This is a genomic window from Neomoorella stamsii, assembly GCF_002995805.1.
Lineage (GTDB): Bacteria > Bacillota > DSM-521 > Neomoorellales > Neomoorellaceae > Neomoorella > Neomoorella stamsii.
In genome coordinates this window covers 24,155-47,692 of the sequence record NZ_PVXL01000007.1, presented here as the reverse complement: position 1 = coordinate 47,692, position 23,538 = coordinate 24,155, and the positions used below count along the sequence as shown (strand labels likewise).

Genomic DNA, 23,538 nt, shown 5'->3' with positions numbered 1-23,538 from the left:
AATTTATATAATTTCGCCCGAAGAAACCAAACCCTAGCAAGGGGGAGCGCTTATGAACGTCCTGGTGACTTATCCCGAACGCTGTGTGGGCTGCCGCATCTGTGAACAGTGGTGTTCCTGGAAGCATGAAGGCCTGGTCAATCCCACCAAAGCCCGGGTTCGGGTAAGTCGGGTGCACAGTAAATACCTTAATGTCCCGGTAACCTGCATGCAGTGCGCCAAAAGTCCTTGCATTGCCGCCTGCCGGGAGGGAGCCCTGAGTAAAGACCCGGTAACCGGGGCCGTTATTGTCGACGAAGAGAAATGCATCGGCTGCCGCCGTTGTGTCCGCGCCTGCCCCTATGGCGCTGTGGCCATCGACAAGGATAAAAGGGTAGTTCTCATTTGCGACCTCTGCGGCGGCGAACCCCAATGCGTAGCCCACTGCCGGGAGGGGGCCATAGATTACGTGCCCCTGGCCGTGGCTGACCGGGGCCAGCGGGCTGCTTATGTGGAAATGGTGGCCGCCGCCATGGCTGGCGAAGCAAACGACGGCCGCGGGGCCGCCGGGGAAGGGGGTCGTCGTTAATGGCTGTAAAGGGGGTGGCAGGAAAAATCTTGCGTGTTAACCTCACCAGCCGGGAAATTACCAAAGAGCCGACCCCCACAGACATCTTTGCCGGCTTTATCGGTGCCCGGGGTGTCGGGGCCTATCTGTTACTTAAAGAACTCAAGCCCCATACCGATCCCCTGGGGCCGGATAATAAGTTGATTTTCCTCACCGGGCCGGTGGAAGGCACCCTGGCCCCCGGCGCCAATAAAATTACCGTGACCTTCCGCTCGCCCCTGACCGGGACCTATTCCTTTTCCCTTTGCGGTGGGCACCTGGCACCGGAGGTGAAGTTTGCCGGCTATGACGGCATCATCATTGAAGGCCGGGCCGACCATCCCGTCTACCTCTGGATAGATGACGACAAGGTGACTCTGAGGGATGCCTCCCACCTTTGGGGCAAACTAACCCATGCCACCGAAGATGCCATCAGGGCTGAACTAAAGGACGAGGCCATCCGGGTGGCTTGCATCGGACCCGCCGGGGAAAAATTAAGCCGCTTTGCCTGCATCCAGAGCGATTATCACCGTGAGTTCGGCCGTGGCGGCCCTGGGGCCGTGATGGGGTCCAAAAACCTGAAAGCAATAGCCGTACGGGGTACCGGCGGCATTGAGGTGGCCGACCAGGCGGCCCTGGAAGCCCTGACAGAAAAGGTCTACAGCATCCTGGCTGGTAGTTTAAAGGTTAAAGCGAGGCGCCATTATGGTACGCCGGAGATGGTGGACGGCACCAACGGCGTCGGTTACTGGGGCACCTGCAACTTCAGCACCGGCTATTTTGAAGAGGCAGACAAGATTAACGCTGCCAGTATGAAGGAAAACATTTTCGTTGGCCACTCCTCCTGCTACGCATGTCCCATTGCTTGCGGCAAAGTGAGCTTTATCAAAAATGGCCCCTACGCTGGCACCATGATCGAAGGGCCGGAGTTTGAGTCGGCCGGGCTCCTGGGGGCAAACTGCGGCGTCTCTGATCTGGCAGCCCTGGTGAAGGCGGTAGAGATCTGCGATACTTACGGCCTGGACACCATGTCGGCAGGGGCGGTAGTATCCCTGGCTATGGAATGTTATGAGAAGGGGGTTATCACCTCCCGGGATACCGATGGGCTGGATCTGCGCTTCGGTAACGGCGAAGCCCTGGTAGCCCTGGTAGAGAAAATCGCCCGCCGGGAGGGCATCGGCGACCTCCTGGCCGAAGGTTCAAAGAGGGCGGCAGCAAAGCTGGGCGTCCCCGAGCTGGCCATGCAGGTCAAGGGCCAGGAATTCGCCACCTACGACCCCCGGGGCTGCAAGGGTATGGGCCTGGGTTATGCTATCTCCCCCAAGGGGGCCCACCATATGATCGCTCCCACCATGGGAGCCGAGACGGCCGGCGACGGCAGCAAGCGCTTTGAATACAAAGGCAAGGCCGCCCTGGTGCGGGAAACCCAGTTCCTGCTGGCCATCGTCGACTCCCTCTCCCTGTGTTCTTCCATGCGTTTTGCCCTGGGTCTAAAGGAACAGGTGGAACTGTACCGCGCCGTTACAGGTCTGGCCCTGGACGAAGCCGGGGCCATGCTTATCGGCGAAAAAATAACCAACTTGGAGCGCCTTTTTAACCTGCGGGAAGGTTTCGACCGCAAGGATGACTACCTGCCGCCACGGATGCTAAAGGAGAAGATGCCCACCGGGCCCAGCAGGGGCCACGTGGTAGAGCTTGAGCCCATGCTGGACGAATACTATGACCTCATGGGCTGGGACCGTCAGGGCCGGCCGACGGCAGAAAAATTAGTCGCCCTGGGCCTGGCCGACCTCTGGCGGGAGGTTAGTTGATTAAGTGCGTGGGCGGCATTTGTTAAGCCAATTCCTCCCCTTAATTATATAGCGGGGAAGGTTTCCCACCTTCCCCTAATTTTTAGGCTATGGCCAAAGAAGCTCTGGCCGGTTTCCTTTACGGCATGGAAGAAGACGGCGAGAGTATTCCTGTACCTTCAGATCCGGGAAAAATGGAAATACCGCCCGGTACCTTTGTTGCGTTAGTAGAAGCCTGGACAGATATGGTCAGGGACGAGATAGAAAAGAAGGCTATAAAAAAGAAGGCTATCAAAAAGACCCTGACAATCCCCAAATGGCTCAATGAAATAGCCGAAAGGGAGAAAGTTAATCTTTCCCATCTGCTCCAGACCAATTTAAAGCAGTATCTTGGCATCCCTGATTATAACCACCGTCAAATAAAGAAGCAGCCCTAAGGGGCTGCTTCTTTTGAAAGATGCCTACATTGCCAGGCATTACTGTAATGCCTCCTGCCAAAAATGCGGCAGTAGCATTTGCAGCTAGAAAACCGGTTTTGCTATTGCCAGGCTATTAAAATATGGTTATAATCTCTATAAGTATAAACTTATAATAATCGCAGGTGGCTTTCATGACCATCGATCGTAGCAAGCCCATCCCTTTGCATTACCAGATTACCAGTGATTTGCGCCGGGCCATTAAGGAAGGCGAATACCGGGTAGGGGACCTTTTTCCCACCGACAAGCAGCTTATGGAGAAGTACGGCGTCAGCAGCATCACCGTGCGCCGGGCCGTGGCGGCCCTGGTGGACGAAGGCCTGCTCGAGCGCAGGCCGGGCAAGGGGACCTTCGTCAAGCGGGAACCGGTGGAAGAAACCCTGGGGAAACTTACCGGCTTTTTTGAGGAAATGAAAGCCAGGGGTTACGAGCCGGGTGCAGCCATTATTTTTACCGGGCCGGTAAAGGATCCTGTAAAAGAAATGCAGAGAATACCCGGGTTAAGGGTCTTCGGCGATAAGCCCCTTTACCTCATCGAAAAAGTCCAGCAAATGAACGGGCAGCCCATTACCTACCTGCGCAGCTACTGGCCCTACGAATACGGCAGCCGCCTGGCTGAGGAAGACCTGGAGCGCCGCGGTTTATATGAGCTGGTGGAAGAAAAGCTGGGCCTGGTCCTGGAAAGGGCGGAACAGACCATTTCTGCCGGCAGGGCCGGGAAAAGGGAAGCTGAATACCTGCAGGTAAAGGTAGGGACACCCCTGCTGATTATGGAAAGAGTGGCCTACTCCGGCGACCGCCCAGTCGAACTTTCCATCAACGCCTATCGGCCTGACCGCTACAAATATCGTGTGGAACTGGACCGTAAGCGGCCGCACCCTGGTAGCAGCGTGATTATGGAGTAAGATTGCAACATTGGCAGTATCCTTGGCCGGGTTCGTTATTCCTGCTTAAGCCTGGCCAATATCCCTTGCAAACGCCTGTCAACGCGCAGGCTTTTTGTTTGCTGGCTTAAATAAACCATATCCAGATCTTCCTGGTGAGATAGTATGTTTTCCACATCCCACAGGTCCTTCTGGCCACCGGCTATAAGTTTGAGGATAATAAGATCTTCCGGGCTGATAATTTTTAGGTCGTGGTTTTCATATTGAATAATCTGTGCTCGCTCGATGGCTTTATAATGGTAGGTATATTTGGCGTCGATAAGCTGGACGGGAACAGTTAACTTTATGGTAACAATATCGCCGAGAGGATCTAAAAGGTCGGCCCTGGAGATCTCGAAAAATAGATTTTCTTCTTGTAAATTAGCTTGTAGCTGCTCACTATAATCTTTTAAGCGGGATACCAAAAAATCAACATCAGCGGTATATCTGGGTGCGCCATAGGCAGCAACAGCATAGCCTCCGATGAGGCAATAGGGCATATCTATTTTTTCCAGTATAGCGCTAACCTTAATTATCGGGTCGTCCATTTTTCCTGGCCCTCTTTACTCCTTGCCTTAGCTTTGCCGCATACCGCCCCAGTTCCGGTACCATCTTCATTTTTTGCTCTGGTGTTAGCTGTTTAAAGTACTTGATGAGGAGTTTTCTTTTTTTATCCATAACTAATAGTATCACTCCTGGAATGATTAACTAAATAATATCATTCTTTTTCCGAAGGGACAATAGAAGCGGGGTTGTTCTCCCGCCTTTTTTGATCTAAACTACGGTAGAAAACAATTTTTGCGGAGGCTGACCTATGGCTTATCTGCCGGAGAACCCCCTGGTAGTCCAGAGCGACCGGACCATTCTCCTGGAAGTGGACAACCCCCTCTATCCGGAAGCGCGGGACGCCCTGGCCCGCTTTGCCGAGCTGGTCAAGAGCCCTGAGCATATCCATACCTACCGCCTGACCTCCCTTTCTTTATGGAATGCCGCCGCCAGCGGGCTGGATGCCGCTACTATCATCCAGGTACTTGATAATTTTAGCAAGTACCCGTTGCCGGCCAACGTGGTCGCCGATATCAGGGAATATGTCGGCCGTTACGGGAAAGTAAAATTAATGAAGCAAGGTAACGAATTATATTTGGTGACGGCTGATCCGGTGGTGGCCACTGAGATAATCAACAATAAGCGCATCCAGCCTTACATCAAAGAGCGCCGTGACGCCTGCACCCTGGCCATTGAGCCCTGGCAGCGGGGGCCGGTCAAGCAGGCCTTGATTAAAATCGGCTATCCGGTAGAAGACCTGGCCGGCTATGTCTCTGGGGCACCTTTGCCCTTTAGCCTGCGCGGCAGGACATTGAGCGGGGAGGCTTTCAGCCTGCGTCCCTACCAGGCGGAGGCAGCGCAGGTCTTTTTTGCCGGGGGCAGCTCCCGGGGCGGCAGCGGCGTGATCGTTTTGCCCTGTGGCGCGGGGAAAACCATTGTCGGCCTGGCCGCCATGGCCCTCTGCCAGTGTTACACTTTAATCCTGGTGACCAGCGTCACAGCGGCCCGGCAGTGGCTGGCGGAGATCCGGGATAAGACGGACCTGCCGGCGGATCTGCTGGGCGAATATAGCGGGGAAAAAAAGGAGATCAAACCCGTCACAGTGGCTACCTATCAAATCATCACTCACCGCCGCCGGCGCAACGAGGACTACCCCAACTTCCAGCTCTTCAACCAGCAGGACTGGGGCCTGATTATCTATGACGAAGTCCACCTGTTACCAGCGCCCGTTTTCCGCATTACGGCAGAACTCCAGGCGCGCCGGCGCCTGGGCCTGACGGCCACTTTGATCCGGGAAGACGGCCACGAAGATGATGTCTTTTCTTTAATCGGTCCCAAGAAATACGATTTGCCCTGGAAGCAGCTCGAGGCCCAGGGCTGGATCGCTAAGGCCACCTGTTATGAAGTAAGGCTCAATTTGCCGCCGGAAGCCCAGCTGGATTATGCTGTGGCGGGCGAGCGCGATAAATACCGCATCGCCGCCACCAATGCCGCTAAAGAGCCCATCGTCGAGGCAATTATCCGGCGCCATGAAGGCGAGCAGGTCCTGGTTATCGGCCAGTATCTCGAGCAGCTGGAGCGCCTGGCCCGGCGGCTGGAAGCGCCCATTATCACCGGGAAGACCGGCAACCGGGAACGGGAAAGGCTTTACCAGGCCTTCCGCGAGGGGACACTGAAGTGCCTGGTAGTTTCCAAAGTGGCCAACTTTGCCATCGATCTGCCGGAGGCCAGCGTGGCCATCCAGGTATCGGGAACCTTTGGCTCCCGCCAGGAAGAGGCCCAGCGCCTGGGCCGGATTTTAAGGCCCAAGAAAAGAGGCCTGCCGGCCAGCTTTTATTCCCTGGTGACCCGCGAAACGGTGGACCAGGAGTTCGCCGTCCACCGCCAGTTATTTTTGACAGAGCAGGGTTACCGCTATGAGATTGTCGGGCCGGACCTGCAGCCGGAAAAGGTTTATTCTTTGTCAGCCCGGAGAGAAAAAACCGATCCCGGCAGGCAGGAAATCCGGCAGGAAAAGGCGCCGGTAATGCTTGCAGTTGAGCCGCAGCAGGAACAAATTGCGCAAGGTAAGGTCATTAATCTTGCGGCCTGGCGACAGAAAGCAGGACGTTAAACGGGGTGAGGAAATACACATGGATAGTTACCAGGACATATTAGGGGCAATGCCCCTGGATTTTTTGCAGCGGTTAAGCCAGAACCTCAACCTGAAGGTAAAAATGGAAAAACCATCAATCGCCCAGTATAAGGAAAAGTTGCGGGAAAAATTGTATACAGAGTTGCTTTCTTTTTATAGTTCCCCGGCGAATATAATAAAACTATGGCAAAAAGCAGGTCCGCCGGGCCAGCTGATGCTGGAAACAATCCTTTTCAATAATAATCTGGGTGGCCTTATCAACCGGGTCCATGAAAGGATTAATCAGGTACTGGGCAAGGGTACTGCCAGGGAGGTAGGTAATAAGCTTTTAAACCACGGTTTGCTATTTATCCGGGACGGCGGCTATGGACAGAAGTATTATTACCTTCCCGCGGAAATAAGGGCTTTCATTTACTATACAAAAGCGTTCTCCCTGCTGGAGCAGGAAGAGAGAACCGCCCCGGCGTCCATTGAAGACCAGGGCCAGTTCCTCTTAGTGGATTTCTATATCTTGCTGGCCGCAGTTTTGCGGGGGGACATAAAAATAGCCCAGGCGGGCCATATTTACAAGCGGGACCGCAAGAAAATCTTGCTTTTACAACATTACCCGGAAGCGGAAGAACGCTCTGAATTACTGGAACAGCTGGCGATAAAGATCGGTTTCATAGAAGAGGAAGATGGTAGGGCTGTTTTGAGTGCAGGGGCCTGGGACTGGCTGCAGATGTCCCGTTTTGAGCAATGGGCCTGCTTCGTCGACTGGCTGGTAGGCAGTGATGTAAAAGATAACTGGCAGGTATGGCCGGCCCATATTTTGACTTTGCTCCTGGCGGCGCCCCCGGACCGCTGGCTGTCCCTGCCGGCCCTGTACCAGCTCATACCCATGTATTACAGTAAAACTGATTGCGATTATATCTTCCAGAAAATCAAGGCATTGTTACAAAAATACCTCTGGATCGGTCTGATAGCCCGGAAAGGTGACCAGGAAACCGGGGCTATAAGAATGACTGAAGTCTTTCGCTGTTATTTCTCAGCTGTCGAAAATTGGGAAAAGGGTATAGAGACAGATGAGGAAGAACAAGAAGCGGTAGAATATTATAAGGCGCTGATGGCCCCTTATTTCCCGGAAGAAAGCTCCTTTGTCGTCCAGCCCAATTTTGAAATCATCGCCCCGCTGGAGATTGCCCCGGCCCTTCTCCTGCAGTTGAGCAGCTTTGCCGACCTGGCCAGCGCCGACCGGATGTTTATTTTCAACCTCAATGAAAAATCCTTCTATCGCGGCTTTCGTTCCGGCCAGCAGCCGGAAGCAATGATTCAAATAGTTAAAGAGCACAGTAAATATGAACTGCCGGCCAACGTCCTTGCTTCCCTGGAAGAATGGGCGGCCAGGATGGGCAAGGTTTCCCTGGTCAGGGGGGTGCTGGTGCGCTGCCAGCGGCCCGAGCAGGCGCTGCAGGTCAAAGCCCTCCTGGAAAAAAAGGAATGGCTGATCGAGGCCATAACACCCCGGGATTTTTTGATACCCGAGGATATCGCCCCGGACTTCCTGGATGTCCTGGAAAAGGAAGGTTATATGCCTTACCCGGATATTATTGTTTACGAAACGTTAGACGAGGATGGCTACGAGAATGACTATGAAGATGAATATGACCTGCAGGACCTGTTGAATAGAGCTGTAAAGGCTATTATAAAAGACAAGTGCTAAATCATACCATTATTTTTCCAGGCGGGCGATAGAAATTCCTTTTACTCCCAAAAACTAGCCCCGCTTAACCCGGGATGGTCAGCATCAGCTACCTGTTAGCAGTACTCTATCGTCGGCAAAGGCGCTGCCGCTGGCCTGTTCAAACATTTTCAAGAGATCGGCTACCGTGGTTCCGGCCCGCTGCGGGCCGGACAGGTCCAGGATAATACGCCCCTCGTGCATCATAATGGTGCGGTTGCCGGTGCGCAGGGCCTGCTCCAGATTGTGGGTCACCATCAGGGTGGTGAGCTGATGGCGGGCGATGATTTTTTCCGTTAGCTCCAGCACCGTCCTGGCCGTCCGCGGGTCCAGGGCCGCCGTATGTTCGTCCAGTAAGAGCAGCTTGGGTGTGGCAATGGTGGCCATGAGCACCGTCAGGGCCTGGCGCTGGCCGCCGGATAACAAACCCACGCGCGTGGTCAGGCGTTCTTCCAGGCCCAGCCCCAGGAGGGCCAGGTGTTCTTTGAACAATTGCCGTTCGGCCGGGGTAATGCCGCGGTGTAACCGGCGGGGGCGGCCCCGCCGCAGGGCCAGGGCCAGATTTTCTTCAATGGTCATGGAAGCAGCCGTACCCCTTAAGGGGTCCTGGAAAACCCGGCCAATCCAGGCCGCCCGGATATGCTCGGGCCAGCGGGTAATATCCTGGCCATCTAAAAGCACTTTCCCGGCCTCGATTTCGTAAACCCCGGCAATTACGTTTAAAAGGGTCGACTTCCCGGCACCGTTGCTGCCGATAATGGTAATTACCTCGCCCTGCTTGATATGGAAGGTAATTTCCCTTAAGGCTGCTTTTTCATTAACGCTGCCGGGATTAAAGGTCTTGGTTACGTTGACCAGCTGCAGCACCCTGCTCACTCCTCAAACGTAAGGCTCGCAATCCCAGACGCCGGCGTACCAGGGGAAAGGCCATGGCGATTACTACAATTAACGAGGTCAGCAACTTGAGGTCCGTAGGCGGCAGGCCCAGCTGCAGTACAAGGCTGATAACGGCCCGGTAAATTATCGAACCGGTGATGGCTGCCAGCAAGGCCCGGACCAGGGTTTGACTTCCCACCAGGGCTTCGCCGATAATAACCGAGGCCAGGCCGGCAATAATCATGCCGATACCCATGCCGATATCGGCAAAGCCCTGGTACTGGGCTACTAGCCCCCCCGAAAGGGCTACCAGGGCATTGGCGATGGCCAGGCCCACCAGTTTCATGGTACTGGTATTTACCCCCAGACTGCGGATCATCTGCTCGTTATCCCCGGTAGCTCTGATGCTCATACCCAGTTCTGTTTCCAGGAAAAGGTAAAGCAGGATAAGGACCAGGGCCGCCACCAGCAATCCCAGCAGGGCTGGGCCGAAGGGGCCCAGGGCCGGCAACCCTTTGGCCCAGGTAAAAATGGTCTTGACACGGAGAAGGGACAGGTTGGCCTGTCCCATAATGCGCAGGTTGATGGAATAGAGGGCAATCATGGTAAGGATGCCTGAAAGCAGTGGTGCTACCCTTAACTGCGTGTGCAGCAGGCCGGTAATAAGACCGGCCAGGGCGCCGCAGAGAACAGCCAGGAGCAGGGACAGCCAGGGGTTATAACCCGCGACGATAAACTTTGCCGCCACTGCTGCTCCCAGGGTAAAGGCGCCGTCGATGGTTAAATCGGGGTAATCAAGGATCCTGAAGGTCATATAAACCCCCAGGACCATGGCCCCCCACAGTAATCCCTGCTCCAGGGCTCCCAACCAGATGCTCAAGGACATGAAGTTTCACCTACTTGAAATGGAAGTGGGAAGTTGGAGGTCGGAGGTGGGAGACTTGTAGGAACTGGCTGAAGCCAGTTCCTGATCTAAAGGCCGCGGTTATTAGAATGCGAGCCTACTTCTCACTTCCTGGTAATTTTGCCAATGCGTAGAAGGGGGTATTGGCCCCTATAAGGGCTTTTTTATTAGTACCATGTAAGTGTCTACTCAATAATTTTACTAGCTTTCTTTTTAAGATCCTCGGGAATAGTTACCCCGAAGGCTTTCGCTGCTTTGGCGTTTAAGACGATGTTCAGGTCCTTCTGCTTCTCGATAGGCATATCCTGGGGTTTTTCTCCCTTCAGCACCCGCAGGGCCATCTGGCCGGTCTGCTGACCTAGCTTGTAATAATCAATGCCGATGGTCCCCAGGGCCCCGGACTCGACGGTGTTGCTTTCCCCGGCAATTACCGGTATTTTATGTTGCTCGGCTACCTGGAGTACCCCCGAGATAGAAGACACTACTGTGTTATCGGTGGGAACATAAATGGCCTCCACCCGTCCCACCAGGGACTGGGTGGCCTGGACCACCTCGTTGCTGGCCGTTACCGGGGCCTCCACCACGGTTAAACCCAGGTTAGAGGCTTCCTGTTTAACTATCTTAACCTGCACCTGGGAATTGACTTCACTAGAGTTATAGATGACACCCACTTTTTTAGCCGCCGGGACCAGTTGCTTTAACAGATCCAGCTGTTCTTTTATGGGATTCATATCGGTTGTACCGGTCACGTTGGTACCGGGTTTTTCCATGCTTTTAACCAATTTGGCCGCGACAGGATCGGTGACGGCAGTAATCAGAATAGGAATATCCTGGGTTTCATTGGCCATAGCCATGGCTGAAGGGGTAGCGATGGCCAGGATGAGGTCTTTTTTATCCTGGGCGAATTTACGGGCGATGTTTTGCAGGGTGGACTGGTCACCCTGGGCATTTTGAAAGTCTACCTGGAGATTCTTGCCTTCCTCATAACCATTGGCCGCCAGGGTGGCCAGAAAGCCCTTGCGGGCCGCATCCAGGGCCGGGTGTTCAACAATCTGGATGATACCCAGCTTGACTGCTTTGGCGTCGCTTTTGGTCTCGCTGGACTGGGGCTGAGATTGAGCCCCGCTACTGGACGGCTGTTTGCCCCCTCCTGATCCACACCCGGCCAATAATAAAGCTAGCATCAGCACCACCAGCAGTGACAACAACCAGGACCCTTTTTTCACTTCCTCCTTGCCTCCTTTACGTTTTCCCGGCTGACAAGGCAGTTTTTCCGCGCCAGAGTCATAAATAAAAATACTCCCGGCGGGAGCATCATTGCCCTTCCTGCCATCCTACCGTTTTTGGTTACGGCGGGCCAACCGGCGTATATTACGATTTAATCTTAATTTAATGTGGCGGAGCATGTCAATAGCTGCTGGCGACGATATTTTTTGTCCTGGCAGGAATTTTACTACCCGCGTCGAATTATTCATCATCTGAAATAAAGTTCTATATCTGAAACAAAGGAGAATAATGGCTCAAGCAATGGTAACAACTAGCACAAACGCTAAGAAGGTTAACGACCCTACGCCTGTGAAAACGTTAGAAGTGCTGGAAGTTTTGGCCTCGGTCAACGGCGGTATGGGGGTTACCGAAATCAGCCGGGCGTTAAACCTTAGCAAGAGTACCGTCCACCGTATCCTCACGGCCCTGGTGGAGAGGCAATACGTACTGAAAGACGAAACAAGCCGGCGTTACCGGCTGGGATTTAAGTTGCTTTTATTATCCAGCCAGGTGCTTGATTCCCTGGAACTACGGCAAATAGCCCGTCCTGAACTAGTTGAACTGGCTAATAAAAGCCGCGAAACAGTCCATCTGGTCTGGCTGGAAGGGGACGAGGGCGTCTACGTCGAGAAAATAGATACTCCTGAAACCATCGGCCTGCTATCGCGGGTGGGTAAACGGGTGCCTTTATATTCCACCGCGGTGGGCAAGACCATGCTAGCGTTTATGGAAGATAAGCGTTTGGCATCCTATTTGGCAAGGGTTAAGCTAACCCCGGTTACACCTAACACCATTACCGATCCGATAATGTTAAAGGAACACCTGGTCCGTGTACGGCAGCAAGGTTTTGCCCTGGATTGTGAAGAAAACCGCCTGGGGGTTATCTGTGTGGCGGCACCCATTTTTCACTCCAACGGGCAGGTAATAGCGGCCATCAGCATTTCAGGACCTGAATTCCGCTTTCCCGTGGCCAGGGCGCAAGAACTGGGACCGGTAGTCCGGGAAGCAGCCCTGCGCATTTCCAAAAAACTGGGCTTTATTCAAGGATTTTAGGCGGTTTGCTGTATGGATATAGGTGCAATTAGACAGCCTTCAGGCATCGAAATTGGTTTGCTGTTGCTGGCCTGTTACCTGGTGATTCTGGTTTTCATTTTCAATCAAATGAACCTGATACCGGCCTTTTTAATCAATATTATCCTCAGCGGCCTGTATGGCCTGCGTCTGGGGTTAACATGGCCACAGGTCGAAAAGCGCCTCGCCGACCGGGCGGGGGAAACCTTTATTTCCTTTTTCATACTATTGCTAATTGGGTTATCAATTGCTGCCTGGATAGCTGCCGGAGTGTTGCCGGCTCTGTTATATTATGGCGTAGCCTTTGTTTTACCCCGGTTTTACCTGGGAGAAGCTTTTATTATTTCCTTTATTACTGCGGTTGCCCTGGGTTCTACCGTAGGCGCTCTGGGGACGGTAGGAATCATCCTTTTAAGTATCGGCGTGACATTTAATATTCCCCAGCCCCTCGCCGGCGGTGCCATTATTTCCGGGGCCATAGCCGGCAATATCCTATCGCCGTTATCAGAGATGGTAGTCCTGGCCATGGCAGTGACTCGTGGCAATTTGCGTGATCACCTTTTCCATAGCGGGCGGATAATAATTATTGCTGTGGCGATCGCCTTTTTCCTGTATAGCTTAATAAATATATTTTGGTTCCAGACCGGCTTTGAAACCGCCATCGGACAGATTCAAAATGAGATTATGGTTAGGTATACGATCAGCCCCCTGCTGGTACTACCACCGATCATGATCCTAGTCTTAAGTATCACTAGGATCCCGTTACCCCTGACGCTGTTTTTAAATATGCTCATCAGTGTCTTACTGGGCTTTTTGCTCCAGCCAGGTTTTGCCCTGCAGCAAGTCCTGGTTGTTATTTCCGGTAGTTCCGTATTAACCGGGGTGGAATTCCTCGATTCCTTATTAACGAGGGGTAGCATTGATAATTATACCAGCGTGGCCGTCATGATGCTCCTGGCCAGTGCCTGGGGAATGTTGCTCCAGGAGCTGGGAGTGGTGGAAAAGGCTTTAGGTTGGTTGCTCAAGAGAAATAATTCCCCGAGGGATTTAATGCTAACGGCCCTGGCAACGGCTTTTCTAATTGGAGTGATTACTTGCGCTGTCGTGCCGGGAATTGTCATTGCCGGGACTTGTTTCCGGGAAAAGTTTATCCAGGCCCGGCTAAATACCGCCAATCTTTCCCGCGTAATCCTGGAGGGTACCCTAGCCTGTGCCCCCTTCTTTCCCTGGACCAATTTAACCTTTATGATTCAGGCTGCCCTGGGAATTAATCCGCTTAGCAGCGCCCCTTACTACTTTACCGGCTGGCTGGTACCGCTGGTTTCTATTCTGGCGATAAGTTTTTGTAAAGATCAAAAATCCTGGCGAGGGTAGTCACTGTTATGGCAAAATAAGTAATATCATTTTTTATTAACACCAGGCAGGAGTTAGCCTGCCAATGTCGAATAATGCTATATAAGAAACAATGTTCCATATATGGTACAAACTAAGGAAAGAGGCTTGCTTTAAATGACCAGGATCACCTTTAGTAATCCTTTCTTTAGCCATTTAGATATTGAGGCCAATATTGTCGCTGATGAGTATCATCCAGTTAATACCGAAAATTTATCTCTAGCTATGGAAGAAGAAATTATTAAAGCCGGCCTCGATAATCCCATCGGGACACCGGCTCTGGTAGAAATGCTCTCACCTGACCAGAAGGTGTTGATTATTGTTGATGATAATACCAGGACTACACCGGTAAATCGCATTTTACCTTATCTATTAGCAGAGCTAAAGGCGGCTGGGATCAGTGATGCCAATATAAAATTTCTGGTAGGACTAGGTACCCACCGGCACATGGAGGCGGAGGAGTTAAAGCTAAAGCTTGGCATTGAAATATATCAATACTACTCAGTTTATAATCATGATTGGCAAAAGCAGGATGCTTTAATCAATATAGGCAAAACCGCTTCGGGTATTGATATTTGGATCAACAGGCATTTAACGGAAGCTGATTTTATTATCGGCATAGGTCATATCGTCCCCCACCGGGTTGCTGGGTACAGCGGTGGCGGCAAAATTATTCAACCGGGAGTTTGCGGGCCAATTACCACCGGGCAGACCCACTGGCTCAGTGCCTATTATTCAGCGGCGGAAATTTTAGGCCACCCTGATAACCCTATCCGCCGGGAGATAGAAGAAGTAGCCATCCGGGCCGGTTTAAAGTTTATCATTAACGTCGTCCAGGATAAGACTGGCCGTTTAGTGGGGGTATTTGCCGGTGATCCAATTAAAGCCCACCGGCAAGGTTGCGCATTGGCCCAAAAGATCTATGGCGTTAGTATCAAAGCAAAGGCTGATATCGTCATCACCGAAGCTTTCCCAGCGGAATTAGAACTCTGGCAAGCCACCAAGGCCCTGCAAGCTGCTGATATAGTTGTAAACTCGGGCGGGGTGATTATTTTACTGGCTGAATGCCCCGAAGGTATATCTAAAAGCCATGGTCAGTTAATCTTAAAATATGGTTTTCGTCCCCTGCCGGAGGTTGAGAATTTAATCGCCAGGCAAGAAATAACGAATCTAAATGTTGCCTCCTACTTAGCCCGAGTTGGGAACATTGTTAACAGAGTTAAAGTTATTCTTGTAAGCAGAGGTATTGCGCCGGCAGAGGCTAGAGTCCTTGGGTTTGAGGCCGCCGCTACTCCGCAAGAGGCCTGGACTATGGCTTTAGGGTTAGCTGGGCAAAAAGCCAGATTAGCGGTTTTACATCATGGCAGTGAAATCTTACCCGTTTTATAAAATTTAAATCAAGCTATTACATTTACGATAAGGTGGTGATTAATAACAAATAATTATTTTTAATAAAAAAGAAGGGAGGTCACAAGGAAACTTTGATGCTGCCAAAATTTAGAGCTATAAAATAAAACTCAAGGAGGTACGGAAATGTTACGCTTACCTAAAAAATTAATCCTGCTTTTTAGTCTCCTGGTAATAACAACCTTGATGATTACCGCATGCGGGCAAAAACAGCAACCCAATCAAGCTAATCAAGTTAAAGAAGATGCCAATAAAGCTGCTACCGTAAAATATCCCGAGAAGGAAATTACTTTAATTTGTCCCTGGCCGCCTGGAGGTTCAAGCGACCTGTTAAGCCGGGCCATCGCCCAGGCAGCAAGTAAAAATTTACCTAAACCAATTGTGGTTATTAATCGAGATGGTGCCAACGGGATGGTAGCTACTACGGAGTTAGCCAAAACCAAGCCGGATGGTTACACCATTGCCCAGGGAGCAAGCGGGTTATTCGTAACGCAACCCTTCATCCAAAACAATTTAGGCTATAAACAAGACGATTTTGATTTCTTAATTGGCCTTACTAATGAACCCATTCTCCTTACAGTAAACGCCAACTCGCCTTACAAAACCTTAGAAGATTTAATTAAGGCAGCAAAAGAAAAAAATTTAGTTATACGTTACAGCAACTCGGGTATGGGCGGTATTCCACAACTTTCAGCAGCTTATTTATTCCAATTAGCTGGTGTTAAGTCTCAACCAGTACCATTTAAAGGTGGTGCACCAGCATTGGCGGCCATCTTAGGTGGACATGTAGAAGCTGCTGTTTCCCATCCGGGTGAAGCTTTACCCCATATCAAAGCAGGTAAATTGCGGCCACTGGCGATTTCCTCGACGCAAAGATTTCCTGATTTACCTGATGTGCCAACAATGAAGGAAAAAGGCTTTGAGATTGATATGGGGGTAAAAAAGTTCATTTTTGTTCCTAAAGGTGTTCCCGAAGAAGCCAAAAAGGTATTGACTGGGGCTTTACAAAAAGCAGCAGCTGATCCGGAATTTAAAAAAGCCATGGCCGATATCAATTTAATGTTGGAACCCATGACGGGCAAAGAAGTTGTTGATTATTTCAATAAGCAGGCTCCGATTATGAAGAAGCTAATTGAGTCAATGCCCAAGACTGAAGCAAAATAAGGCTTTGGGAAGGCGGAGAATATTTCCGCCTTCCCTTCTTGCCAAAAAATATAAGCAAGGGGTAAGAGGTTATGTTTAATGTCTTAATTACCGCCCGTGTATTTGGACGCTATTCCCAAGAGCCTTTCCGGATATTAGAAAACGGCAACTGCCGTATCGCACCAAATCCCTGGCCTGGGCAGAAGCTTAAAGAAGCGGAAATATTATCTTTAGTAGCTGACGTAGACGGAATTATTTGCGGTGAAGATGAAATAACGGCCAGGGTTATTGCCGCCGCCCAACAGCTAAAGGTAATTTCCAAGTTCGGCGTTGGGGTGGATAAAATTGATGTGGCAGCGGCAACGGAACGTAAAATTGCCGTATGTAATGCCCCCGGAGCCAATAGTAATAGCGTCGCCGACATGGCCTTTTGTTTGCTGCTGGCAGTGGCTAGAAAATTAACTTTAGCTGATAAACAGGTTCGCACTGGTGTCTGGCAAACGGTTGTGGGGATTGAATTATGGAATAAAACCATAGGCATCATTGGCTTAGGAAAAATCGGTAAAGCAGTGGCCCTGCGGGCCAAAGGTTTTCAGATGCGGATTCTAGCCTTTGATTCTTACCCCGATAGGGATTTCATTACGAGAGAAAGGATCGAGTTGGTTTCGCTGGAGGAACTTTTAAGCCAGGCGGATTTTATCTCCCTCCACCTGCCAGCTACTCCGGAAACTCGGGGATTAATTGGGGCTAAGGAATTAGCCCTTACCAAATCGGGAGCTATCCTGGTGAATACTTCGCGGGGGGACATTGTCGATGAAGCCGCCCTGTATACGGCCCTTAAAGAAGGAAGGTTAGGCGGCGCCGGTCTGGATGTTTTTAACATAGAACCTCCTGATACTTCTTCACCCTTATTTGAACTTCCCAATGTAGTAGTGTCTCCCCACAGTGGTGCCCATACGGTGGAGGCGATTAATAAGATGGGGACCATAGCAGCTCAGAATGTAGTTAATGTTTTAAACGGCATCCCCCCTATCGCCATTCTCAATCCCAAAGTTCTAAGGAAGGGGGATTAAGGTATGGCCAGGATTTCCCGGAATGTTATGGGGGCACTGGGTATAGGAATAATTACCTTGATATATCTGTATGAGGCTTTTCAATTACCCTTTGGTTCAGCAGGGGCACCCGATATGGGTTTTGTCCCGGTGTTAATGGGGATAGCTTTATTAGTCTTGTGTATTATGCTTATTGGTAAAGAATTATTATTACCGGCTAAAAGTGTTGGCCAGGAAGTTGACTTATGGGATGAAGAAGGAGAAGGGGAGAGTACAGGGTTTAAAAAACCCTTGATAATTATTGTTGCCTTACTTATTTACCCCATTATTCTGGTTAATCTGGGATTTATCTTATCAACCATTATCCTTTTATTTATTGCCTTAAGGGTAATGGAATACCGGAGCTGGCTAATCTCCCTCCTGGTAGCCTTAGTAACAACAGTGTTGGCTAATATAATTTTTTCCAGTTGGTTGAGTATTTATTTCCCCAAGGGTATCCTGGGCTAGGAGGAAGAACAATGGCAGGATTGTTACAAGGTTTTGCGGTGGCGCTGACACCCATGAATCTTCTCTTCGCCTTCATAGGAGTATTTTTGGGTACTTTAGTCGGTGTGTTACCGGGAATTGGACCGATAGGCTCCATGGCCTTGCTATTAGGGGCTACCTATGGCCTGCCGCCAGCAACGGCGCTCATTATGTTTGCCGGTATTTATTACGGTTCTATGTATGGGGGCTCCACAACTTCTATACTGGTCAACATCCCCGGTGAGGCCAGCTCCGTTGTTACAGCTATCGAAGGCAATAAAATGGCCCGCAAAGGCCGGGGTGGAGCTGCCCTCTCCCTGGCAGCCATCGGTTCCTTTATAGCTGGGACTATCGGGCTAGTAATTTTAACCTTATTGGCTCCTAAACTGGCCGAAGCAGCCCTCAAGTTTGGGCCGCCGGAGTATTTTGCCATTGCTGTCTTCGGTTTACTGGTGTTATCCCAACTCAGCGGCCAGGGTCTCCTGAAATCTTTTATTATGGTGGGTGTAGGCTTGCTTTTGGGGACGGTAGGGCTAGATATGATTACCGGCCAGCCGCGCTTTACCTTTGGTTCAGTAGAACTCCAGCAAGGAATAGATTTTGTCCCTATCGCCATGGGTTTATTTGGGATTGCCGAGGTACTGCAGGTTGCTGAAGAAAAGCTGGCTGAGAAAAAAGATATTATCCGGGTTAGGTTCAGGGAACTCTTACCCAACCGGACTGAAGCCAGGCGTTCGGTCGGTCCAATTATCAGGGGCTCGTTTTTAGGCTTTCTAATAGGTTTGATTCCCGGTCCGGCAGCAGTTATCTCTACTTTTCTCTCTTATACTTTAGAGCGCAAGATAAGTAAGTACCAAAAGGAATTTGGCCACGGTGCCCCGGAGGGCGTGGCCGGGCCGGAAGCAGCCAACAACTCAGCGGCTGTAGGAGCTTTTGTCCCCCTTTTATCGTTGGGCATACCCTTTGCGCCGCCGACAGCCTTACTGTTGTCAGCCATGATGATCCATGGCGTTACACCAGGCCCTCTTTTAATCCAGGAACATCCGGAAGTTTTCTGGGGGGTCATTGCCAGTATGTATATTGGCAATATCATGCTTCTGGCCTTAAATTTGCCCCTGGTAGGCTTGTTTGTCAATGTTTTGCGTACACCCAAGAACCTGTTAATGCCCATAATTTTGCTGTTATGTATAGTGGGCGCCTTTGCTATTAATAATTCAGTTACTGATCTTTGGATTATGCTGATAGCGGGTATTGCCGGTTATATCTTACGCAAATTACGTTTTTCCGTGGCTCCCCTGGTCCTGGCTCTGGTGATTGGCCCTATGATGGAAAATTCCTTACGCCAGTCTCTGATGCTTTCCCAAGGTGACTTTAGGATCTTTATTACCCAGCCTTTATCAAGAGCCCTTTTCATTCTGGCCGGAGCTGTTTTAATAATACCATTGCTGGTCAGGCTGGTTAAGAGAGGTGTTAAGAATACTAATGTAGCTGCTCCCCAGCAGAGATAGAGCATTATCTTTAATTTTTTAGGTTTCTAGGGGCAGGTTTATTTACTAATATCGGGAACAAGGTTCCATATATAAAATTTAGGGGGTTTTAAATTTGAACTACAGAAAGTTGGAAGGCATTATTGCAGCAACAGTTACGCCAGTTACAGAAGAAGGACAACTAAATTTAGAAGTGGTGGCCAGACTTACCCATTTCCTAATTGAAAAGGGGGTGCACGGCCTCTTTCCCTGTGGTTCCACCGGCGAAGGCGTCCTCCTAACAACGGTGGAGCGCAAGCAAGTTGCCGAAATTACCGTCAAAGAAGCAGCAGGGCGGGTACCGGTGGTTATCCATACCGGGTCCATTAATTTAACTGAAGCCATCGAGCTTACGACCCACGCTCGTGATATTGGAGCCGACGGGGCAGCGCTCATTCCGCCCTACTATTACAGTATCGATGAAATTACGATGCTGAATTACTACCGTGCCGTTGCCAGACAGGTACCCGATTTCCCTTTATATATTTACAATATCCCCGGCAATGTTAAGAATGCCGTTTCCCCAAAGGTTGTTGCCCAATTGCAATCTGAGTTTCCCAATATTGTTGGTATCAAAGACAGCAGCATGGACTTCATGAACTTCATTAACTTCCGGCAGGCTGTAACGGAGGATTTTTGCATCCTAATGGGTAATGATGCGCAAATCTATGCTAGCCTTTTAATGGGTTGTAGCGGGGCGGTTGCAGCAACGGCGACGGTCTTTCCCGAACCGGTGGTAGAGATTTACGAAAGCCTTAAGGCCGGCGACCGGGAAAGGGCTTTACGGGCCCAGGACTTGGTCATCAAACTGCGGGCCATCTTCAGGAGCTATACCCACGTTGCTCCTTATAAAAAAGCCCTGGAGTTCCGGGGAATAGATGCCGGTGTGCCCCATAGTCCCCTCCGGCCCCTGACATCGGAAGAGAGCAGAAAGCTGAGAGAACAGCTGGAAGACTTGGGATTACCCTTTTAACGCGGCTAGTATAGCAGCCGTGATATTGCAGACAGTCATTAACGGCAAGCTGTGGAGTAATTCATGCGGCTCATTACGATCCCACCTCTAACTTCTCACCTCGCACATCCCATTTACGGAGGAACCATATATGCTTACTAAAGATCATCGCTACCGCAGCTATGAAGTAGTTGAGGGTATGGACCGCGGTGGGCCGCGGGCCCATTTAAAGAACATAGGTATTTTGCCCGGGGAAATGCACAAGCCTTTCATCGGTATCGTCAATACCTATAATGAAATGCACCCCGGCCATTTCCACTTAAACGAGTTAGTTAAACATATCCGCGACGGGGTCTATGCTGCTGGGGGTATTCCCTTTGAGTTTGGTACCATTGCCATTTGCGACGGCTTTTCCCAGGCAAACCAGGGCATGTGTTATGTACTGCCCAGCCGGGAAGTAATTGTGGATTCCATTGAAGTAATGGTTGAGGCCCAGCGCTACGACGGGCTGGTCCTGGTGGGGGGGTGCGATAAGATTGTCCCGGCCCTGCTCATGGCTGCAGCCCGGCTGGACCTGCCGGCCATTGTGGTTACCGGTGGTCCCATGCTACCGGGACGGTACCGTGACCGGGAATATGCTACCTATGAATTAAAAGAAGCCGCCGGTATGGTACAGCGTGGATTGTTGAGCGAAAAGGAATTTGAAGAGATGGAAAACTGCCTCTCGCCCACGGCTGGTTCTTGCGCCATGATGGGTACGGCCAATAGTATGTCCATTGTGGCCGAGGCCCTGGGGATGACCCTGCCAGGTTGTGCTACTGCCCACGCTGTCGAAGGGAAGAAGCGGCGCCTGGCTAAAGCCAGCGGCTACCGCATCGTCGAACTGGTAAATAGCGGCTTTAAGCCCAGTTCGATTTTAACACGGGAAACTTTCTTTAATGCCATCAGGGTGGCCATGGCCGTAGGCGGCTCTACCAACTGCCTGTTGCATATCCCGGCCATTGCCCATGAACTGGGGATTAAGATTAGCCCTGATGATTTTGAAAGCATCAGCAGTTCCACCCCTTACCTGGCCAAAATCAAACCTAGCGGCCAGCATACCTTAAAGGACCTGGAAGACGCCGGCGGCGTGCCGGTGGTAATGAAGGAGCTGGGAGATCTTTTAGATAATTCCCGGCCGACGGTAAGCGGCATGACAATCGGCGAGATAGCTGCCGCTGCGGAGAATAAAGACCCGGAAGTAATCCGTCCGGTAGCAAGGGCCTATAGTTCCCAGGGTAGCCTGGCCATCCTTAAGGGTAATCTGGCTCCCCACGGGGCCGTGGTCAAACAAACGGCAGTCAAGCCGTTAATGTTGCGTCACCAGGGGCCAGCCAGGGTCTTTAACAGCGAGGAAGAAGCGGTGGCGGCCATTGCAAGCGGGAAAATTAATCATGGTGACGTAATTGTCATACGCTACGAAGGTCCGAAAGGCGGTCCCGGTATGCGGGAAATGCTGACGGCAACTTCTTACCTGGTGGGCATGGGTTTGGAGGATGTTGCTCTGGTAACCGACGGGCGCTTTTCCGGCGCTACCAGGGGGCCGGTGGTAGGTCATATATCCCCGGAAGCAGCCAGCAGTGGCCCGATTGGCCTGGTGCAAGAAGGAGATCAAATATTAATTGATATTCCTGAGCGCAGAATAGAGTTATTGGTACCTGAAACAGAAATAAATCGGCGCCGTGCTAGCTGGCAACCGCCTGAATTAAAAATAAATAAGGGCTATCTCAAGCGTTACGTTCACCTCGTTACCTCGGCGGATGAGGGAGCCATATTGAAGGAATAGTTATACCCGGGCAGCGTTGAAAAGAAGGCATATTGCAACAAAACTTAAGCCCCGGTGGCCTGAAACCTGCCGGGGCTTTGGCTTTCCTTGGAGCAATTATCTAACATAGATAGAGCGCCATTTTATGTTGAATAACAGTATACCGGCGGGCTAAAAATGTATCAACCTTCACGCCGCTTTACCCAGCAAAAGGCTTAACACCAGCATCAATAAAACATAGGTCGAAATAATAGCGTAGCTATAGTCACGGCGCAGCAGGAAAGCAACTATGGAGGCGGCTACCCAGAAGATGGGTGTGGCGAGAAGGATAAGCAGGCCGAATTCAATTATAGCGAAAGGCTTGAGCTGGATCAGGCCGGCCAGGACCTGCGTAATGGTGGTGGGAAAGGTGCCGGCCGGGTAACCGCTCTGGCCGGTGATGAGGAGTAATACCAGGCCGCTGGCCGTAATAACAGAGCTGATGATAACGCCGATCCGCAGGGCCAGGCTGATTAAGTCTTCCACCATAAAGGCAGGCTTTGCTTCTGTTTGTTTTTGCTCACCGGCTGAAGCCATAGGATCACCCCCGTATTCCTTTGATTAGCATTTGCAGGGCGACGTACACCAGGACGGGGAGAAACACTTTGCGTATGGTAGCGTTGCGCAGGCGAACCATCAGGCGTGTCCCCAGGATAGCGCCCAGGACTACACCCAGGGCCACCGGGGCTGTAATAGCAGGGTTGATATACCCCCGGGCGAAATAGATGCCGGCGCTGGCGGCTGCCGTAATGCCGATCATGAAGTTGCTCGTTGCTGTTGACACCTTCATGGGCAGCTTCATGAACATATCCATGGCCATTACCTTGAACACGCCGTTGCCGATGCCCAGGAGGCCGGAAAGGATGCCGGCAGCAAACATGGTGCCAAAGCCGGCATAGACCCCGGCCGAGATATAGTTAACCTGCTGGTGCAATACCTGATCGTAGTAGCTACCGGCAAGTTGTAGCTTGATAGCCAGGGGATGGGGGGGCAGATCTCTGGCCAGTTCCACGTTGCGGCGCTGGAAAAGGGCCATGGTGGAATAACCCATCACGAAGGCGAAAATGAAGTATAAAAGCCGCGAGCTGATCAGGCCTGCCATAAATGCTCCCACAATAGCGCCAGTGGTAGTCGCCATCTCCAGGAACATGCCGATGCGGATATTGGTAATGCGGTCACGGATATAGGCCGCCGCGGCGCCGCTGGAGGTAGCGATGACAGAGACGATGCTGGCGCCGATGGCGTAGCGGATGTCAATGCCAAACACCAGGGTAAGCAAAGGGATAATTATGATCCCCCCGCCCAGACCCAGCAGGGCACCGATGACGCCGGCCAGAACAGAGCCGGCGAAAATCATGAGGGTCAAAGAAAGACTGACCAAAAATAAGACCTCCTGCCAGATGTTT

Annotated in this window: 21 protein-coding genes; 15 read left to right on the top strand and 6 right to left on the bottom strand. The window is 51.3% G+C overall.

What is annotated here, in order from left to right; genetic code table 11:
- The first annotated feature begins 52 nt into the window (after positions 1–52).
- The 4 genes from MOST_RS00895 to MOST_RS00880 all read left to right on the top strand — a co-directional run bounded on the left by MOST_RS00895 (position 53) and on the right by MOST_RS00880 (position 3,757).
- Positions 53–568 (top strand): 4Fe-4S dicluster domain-containing protein, encoded by a 516-nt coding sequence (locus tag MOST_RS00895; RefSeq protein WP_054938235.1) that lies wholly within the window; start codon positions 53–55, stop codon positions 566–568.
- On the top strand, positions 568–2,397 hold the full coding sequence (locus MOST_RS00890; RefSeq protein WP_054938236.1) for an aldehyde ferredoxin oxidoreductase family protein: 1,830 nt from the start codon (positions 568–570) through the stop codon (positions 2,395–2,397). Before MOST_RS00895 ends, MOST_RS00890 begins: the two co-directional genes overlap by 1 nt.
- Before the next feature lie 89 nt (positions 2,398–2,486).
- Entirely contained in the window at positions 2,487–2,813 is a 327-nt protein-coding gene (locus MOST_RS00885; protein ID WP_054938237.1) for a type II toxin-antitoxin system HicB family antitoxin, read from the top strand.
- A 173-nt stretch (positions 2,814–2,986) separates the two neighbouring features.
- Positions 2,987–3,757: a GntR family transcriptional regulator gene (locus tag MOST_RS00880; protein WP_054938238.1), complete on the top strand. Its 771-nt coding sequence runs from the start codon at positions 2,987–2,989 to the stop codon at positions 3,755–3,757.
- A gap of 35 nt (positions 3,758–3,792) precedes the next feature.
- Here MOST_RS00880 and MOST_RS00875 read toward each other — a convergent pair whose 3' ends face one another.
- A complete protein-coding gene (locus MOST_RS00875; protein ID WP_054938239.1) occupies positions 3,793–4,323 on the bottom strand; it encodes a nucleotidyl transferase AbiEii/AbiGii toxin family protein in 531 nt (176 codons plus the stop codon).
- 266 nt (positions 4,324–4,589) lie between these two features.
- On the opposite strand from MOST_RS00875, the gene MOST_RS00870 reads away from it, so the two are divergent.
- The gene (locus MOST_RS00870) at positions 4,590–6,434 is read left to right on the top strand and encodes a DNA repair helicase XPB (protein ID WP_054938240.1); all 1,845 of its coding nucleotides are present in this window, start codon (positions 4,590–4,592) and stop codon (positions 6,432–6,434) included.
- Entirely contained in the window at positions 6,379–8,157 is a 1,779-nt protein-coding gene (locus tag MOST_RS00865) for a helicase-associated domain-containing protein (RefSeq protein WP_153060769.1), read from the top strand. Before MOST_RS00870 ends, MOST_RS00865 begins: the two co-directional genes overlap by 56 nt.
- A gap of 84 nt (positions 8,158–8,241) precedes the next feature.
- Here the strand turns inward: MOST_RS00865 and MOST_RS00860 are convergent, their stop codons facing one another.
- The 3 genes from MOST_RS00860 to MOST_RS00850 all read right to left on the bottom strand — a co-directional run bounded on the left by MOST_RS00860 (position 8,242) and on the right by MOST_RS00850 (position 11,181).
- Positions 8,242–9,042, bottom strand: coding sequence for an ABC transporter ATP-binding protein (locus tag MOST_RS00860; protein WP_054938242.1), 801 nt, complete (start codon positions 9,040–9,042; stop codon positions 8,242–8,244).
- Complete coding sequence (locus MOST_RS00855; RefSeq protein WP_054938243.1) at positions 9,008–9,937, bottom strand: ABC transporter permease; 930 nt, start codon at positions 9,935–9,937, stop codon at positions 9,008–9,010. The genes MOST_RS00860 and MOST_RS00855 overlap by 35 nt, the downstream gene beginning before the upstream one ends.
- Positions 9,938–10,140: 203 nt before the next feature.
- Complete coding sequence (locus tag MOST_RS00850; protein WP_054938244.1) at positions 10,141–11,181, bottom strand: ABC transporter substrate-binding protein; 1,041 nt, start codon at positions 11,179–11,181, stop codon at positions 10,141–10,143.
- 289 nt (positions 11,182–11,470) lie between these two features.
- Here MOST_RS00850 and MOST_RS00845 point away from each other — a divergent pair, with 289 nt between their 5' ends.
- From MOST_RS00845 to ilvD, 9 genes are all read left to right on the top strand, one after another.
- Entirely contained in the window at positions 11,471–12,274 is an 804-nt protein-coding gene (locus MOST_RS00845; protein ID WP_083476849.1) for an IclR family transcriptional regulator, read from the top strand.
- Between the two features lie 12 nt (positions 12,275–12,286).
- Positions 12,287–13,666, top strand: a complete 1,380-nt coding sequence (locus MOST_RS00840; RefSeq protein WP_054938246.1) for a Na+/H+ antiporter NhaC family protein — start codon at positions 12,287–12,289, stop codon at positions 13,664–13,666.
- A gap of 135 nt (positions 13,667–13,801) precedes the next feature.
- Positions 13,802–15,073, top strand: a complete 1,272-nt coding sequence (locus tag MOST_RS00835) for a nickel-dependent lactate racemase family protein (protein ID WP_054938247.1) — start codon at positions 13,802–13,804, stop codon at positions 15,071–15,073.
- A 144-nt stretch (positions 15,074–15,217) separates the two neighbouring features.
- Complete coding sequence (locus MOST_RS00830; protein ID WP_054938248.1) at positions 15,218–16,255, top strand: tripartite tricarboxylate transporter substrate binding protein; 1,038 nt, start codon at positions 15,218–15,220, stop codon at positions 16,253–16,255.
- A 71-nt stretch (positions 16,256–16,326) separates the two neighbouring features.
- A complete protein-coding gene (locus MOST_RS00825) occupies positions 16,327–17,307 on the top strand; it encodes a phosphoglycerate dehydrogenase (RefSeq protein WP_054938249.1) in 981 nt (326 codons plus the stop codon).
- A 3-nt stretch (positions 17,308–17,310) separates the two neighbouring features.
- On the top strand, positions 17,311–17,793 hold the full coding sequence (locus MOST_RS00820) for a tripartite tricarboxylate transporter TctB family protein (RefSeq protein WP_054938250.1): 483 nt from the start codon (positions 17,311–17,313) through the stop codon (positions 17,791–17,793).
- A gap of 11 nt (positions 17,794–17,804) precedes the next feature.
- A complete protein-coding gene (locus tag MOST_RS00815) occupies positions 17,805–19,319 on the top strand; it encodes a tripartite tricarboxylate transporter permease (protein WP_054938251.1) in 1,515 nt (504 codons plus the stop codon).
- 94 nt (positions 19,320–19,413) lie between these two features.
- Positions 19,414–20,310 (top strand): dihydrodipicolinate synthase family protein, encoded by an 897-nt coding sequence (locus MOST_RS00810; RefSeq protein ID WP_054938252.1) that lies wholly within the window; start codon positions 19,414–19,416, stop codon positions 20,308–20,310.
- A gap of 130 nt (positions 20,311–20,440) precedes the next feature.
- Positions 20,441–22,114: a dihydroxy-acid dehydratase gene (gene ilvD, locus MOST_RS00805; protein WP_054938253.1), complete on the top strand. Its 1,674-nt coding sequence runs from the start codon at positions 20,441–20,443 to the stop codon at positions 22,112–22,114.
- Positions 22,115–22,282: 168 nt separating this feature from the next.
- Here ilvD and MOST_RS00800 read toward each other — a convergent pair whose 3' ends face one another.
- Positions 22,283–22,669 carry a DUF1634 domain-containing protein gene (locus MOST_RS00800; protein WP_208974889.1) on the bottom strand — a complete coding sequence of 129 codons (387 nt, stop codon included), beginning with the start codon at positions 22,667–22,669 and terminating at the stop codon, positions 22,283–22,285.
- Between the two features lie 4 nt (positions 22,670–22,673).
- Complete coding sequence (locus MOST_RS00795) at positions 22,674–23,489, bottom strand: sulfite exporter TauE/SafE family protein (protein ID WP_106006988.1); 816 nt, start codon at positions 23,487–23,489, stop codon at positions 22,674–22,676.
- Between the last annotated feature and the right edge of the window lie 49 nt (positions 23,490–23,538).

Excerpts from the sequence above, each read along its gene's own strand:
- MOST_RS00875 (WP_054938239.1), bottom strand. The coding sequence starts at position 4,323 with ATGGACGACCCGATAATTAAGGTTAGCGCTATACTGGAAAAAATAGAT.
- MOST_RS00835 (WP_054938247.1), top strand. The coding sequence starts at position 13,802 with ATGACCAGGATCACCTTTAGTAATCCTTTCTTTAGCCATTTAGATATT.
- MOST_RS00840 (WP_054938246.1), top strand. The coding sequence starts at position 12,287 with ATGGATATAGGTGCAATTAGACAGCCTTCAGGCATCGAAATTGGTTTG.
- MOST_RS00895 (WP_054938235.1), top strand. The coding sequence starts at position 53 with ATGAACGTCCTGGTGACTTATCCCGAACGCTGTGTGGGCTGCCGCATC.
- MOST_RS00800 (WP_208974889.1), bottom strand. The coding sequence starts at position 22,669 with ATGGCTTCAGCCGGTGAGCAAAAACAAACAGAAGCAAAGCCTGCCTTT.
- MOST_RS00845 (WP_083476849.1), top strand. The coding sequence starts at position 11,471 with ATGGCTCAAGCAATGGTAACAACTAGCACAAACGCTAAGAAGGTTAAC.
- MOST_RS00885 (WP_054938237.1), top strand. The coding sequence starts at position 2,487 with ATGGCCAAAGAAGCTCTGGCCGGTTTCCTTTACGGCATGGAAGAAGAC.
- MOST_RS00820 (WP_054938250.1), top strand. The coding sequence starts at position 17,311 with ATGGCCAGGATTTCCCGGAATGTTATGGGGGCACTGGGTATAGGAATA.
- MOST_RS00880 (WP_054938238.1), top strand. The coding sequence starts at position 2,987 with ATGACCATCGATCGTAGCAAGCCCATCCCTTTGCATTACCAGATTACC.
- MOST_RS00890 (WP_054938236.1), top strand. The coding sequence starts at position 568 with ATGGCTGTAAAGGGGGTGGCAGGAAAAATCTTGCGTGTTAACCTCACC.
- MOST_RS00795 (WP_106006988.1), bottom strand. The coding sequence starts at position 23,489 with ATGATTTTCGCCGGCTCTGTTCTGGCCGGCGTCATCGGTGCCCTGCTG.
- MOST_RS00825 (WP_054938249.1), top strand. The coding sequence starts at position 16,327 with ATGTTTAATGTCTTAATTACCGCCCGTGTATTTGGACGCTATTCCCAA.
- MOST_RS00855 (WP_054938243.1), bottom strand. The coding sequence starts at position 9,937 with ATGTCCTTGAGCATCTGGTTGGGAGCCCTGGAGCAGGGATTACTGTGG.
- MOST_RS00830 (WP_054938248.1), top strand. The coding sequence starts at position 15,218 with ATGTTACGCTTACCTAAAAAATTAATCCTGCTTTTTAGTCTCCTGGTA.
- ilvD (WP_054938253.1), top strand. The coding sequence starts at position 20,441 with ATGCTTACTAAAGATCATCGCTACCGCAGCTATGAAGTAGTTGAGGGT.
- MOST_RS00870 (WP_054938240.1), top strand. The coding sequence starts at position 4,590 with ATGGCTTATCTGCCGGAGAACCCCCTGGTAGTCCAGAGCGACCGGACC.
- MOST_RS00815 (WP_054938251.1), top strand. The coding sequence starts at position 17,805 with ATGGCAGGATTGTTACAAGGTTTTGCGGTGGCGCTGACACCCATGAAT.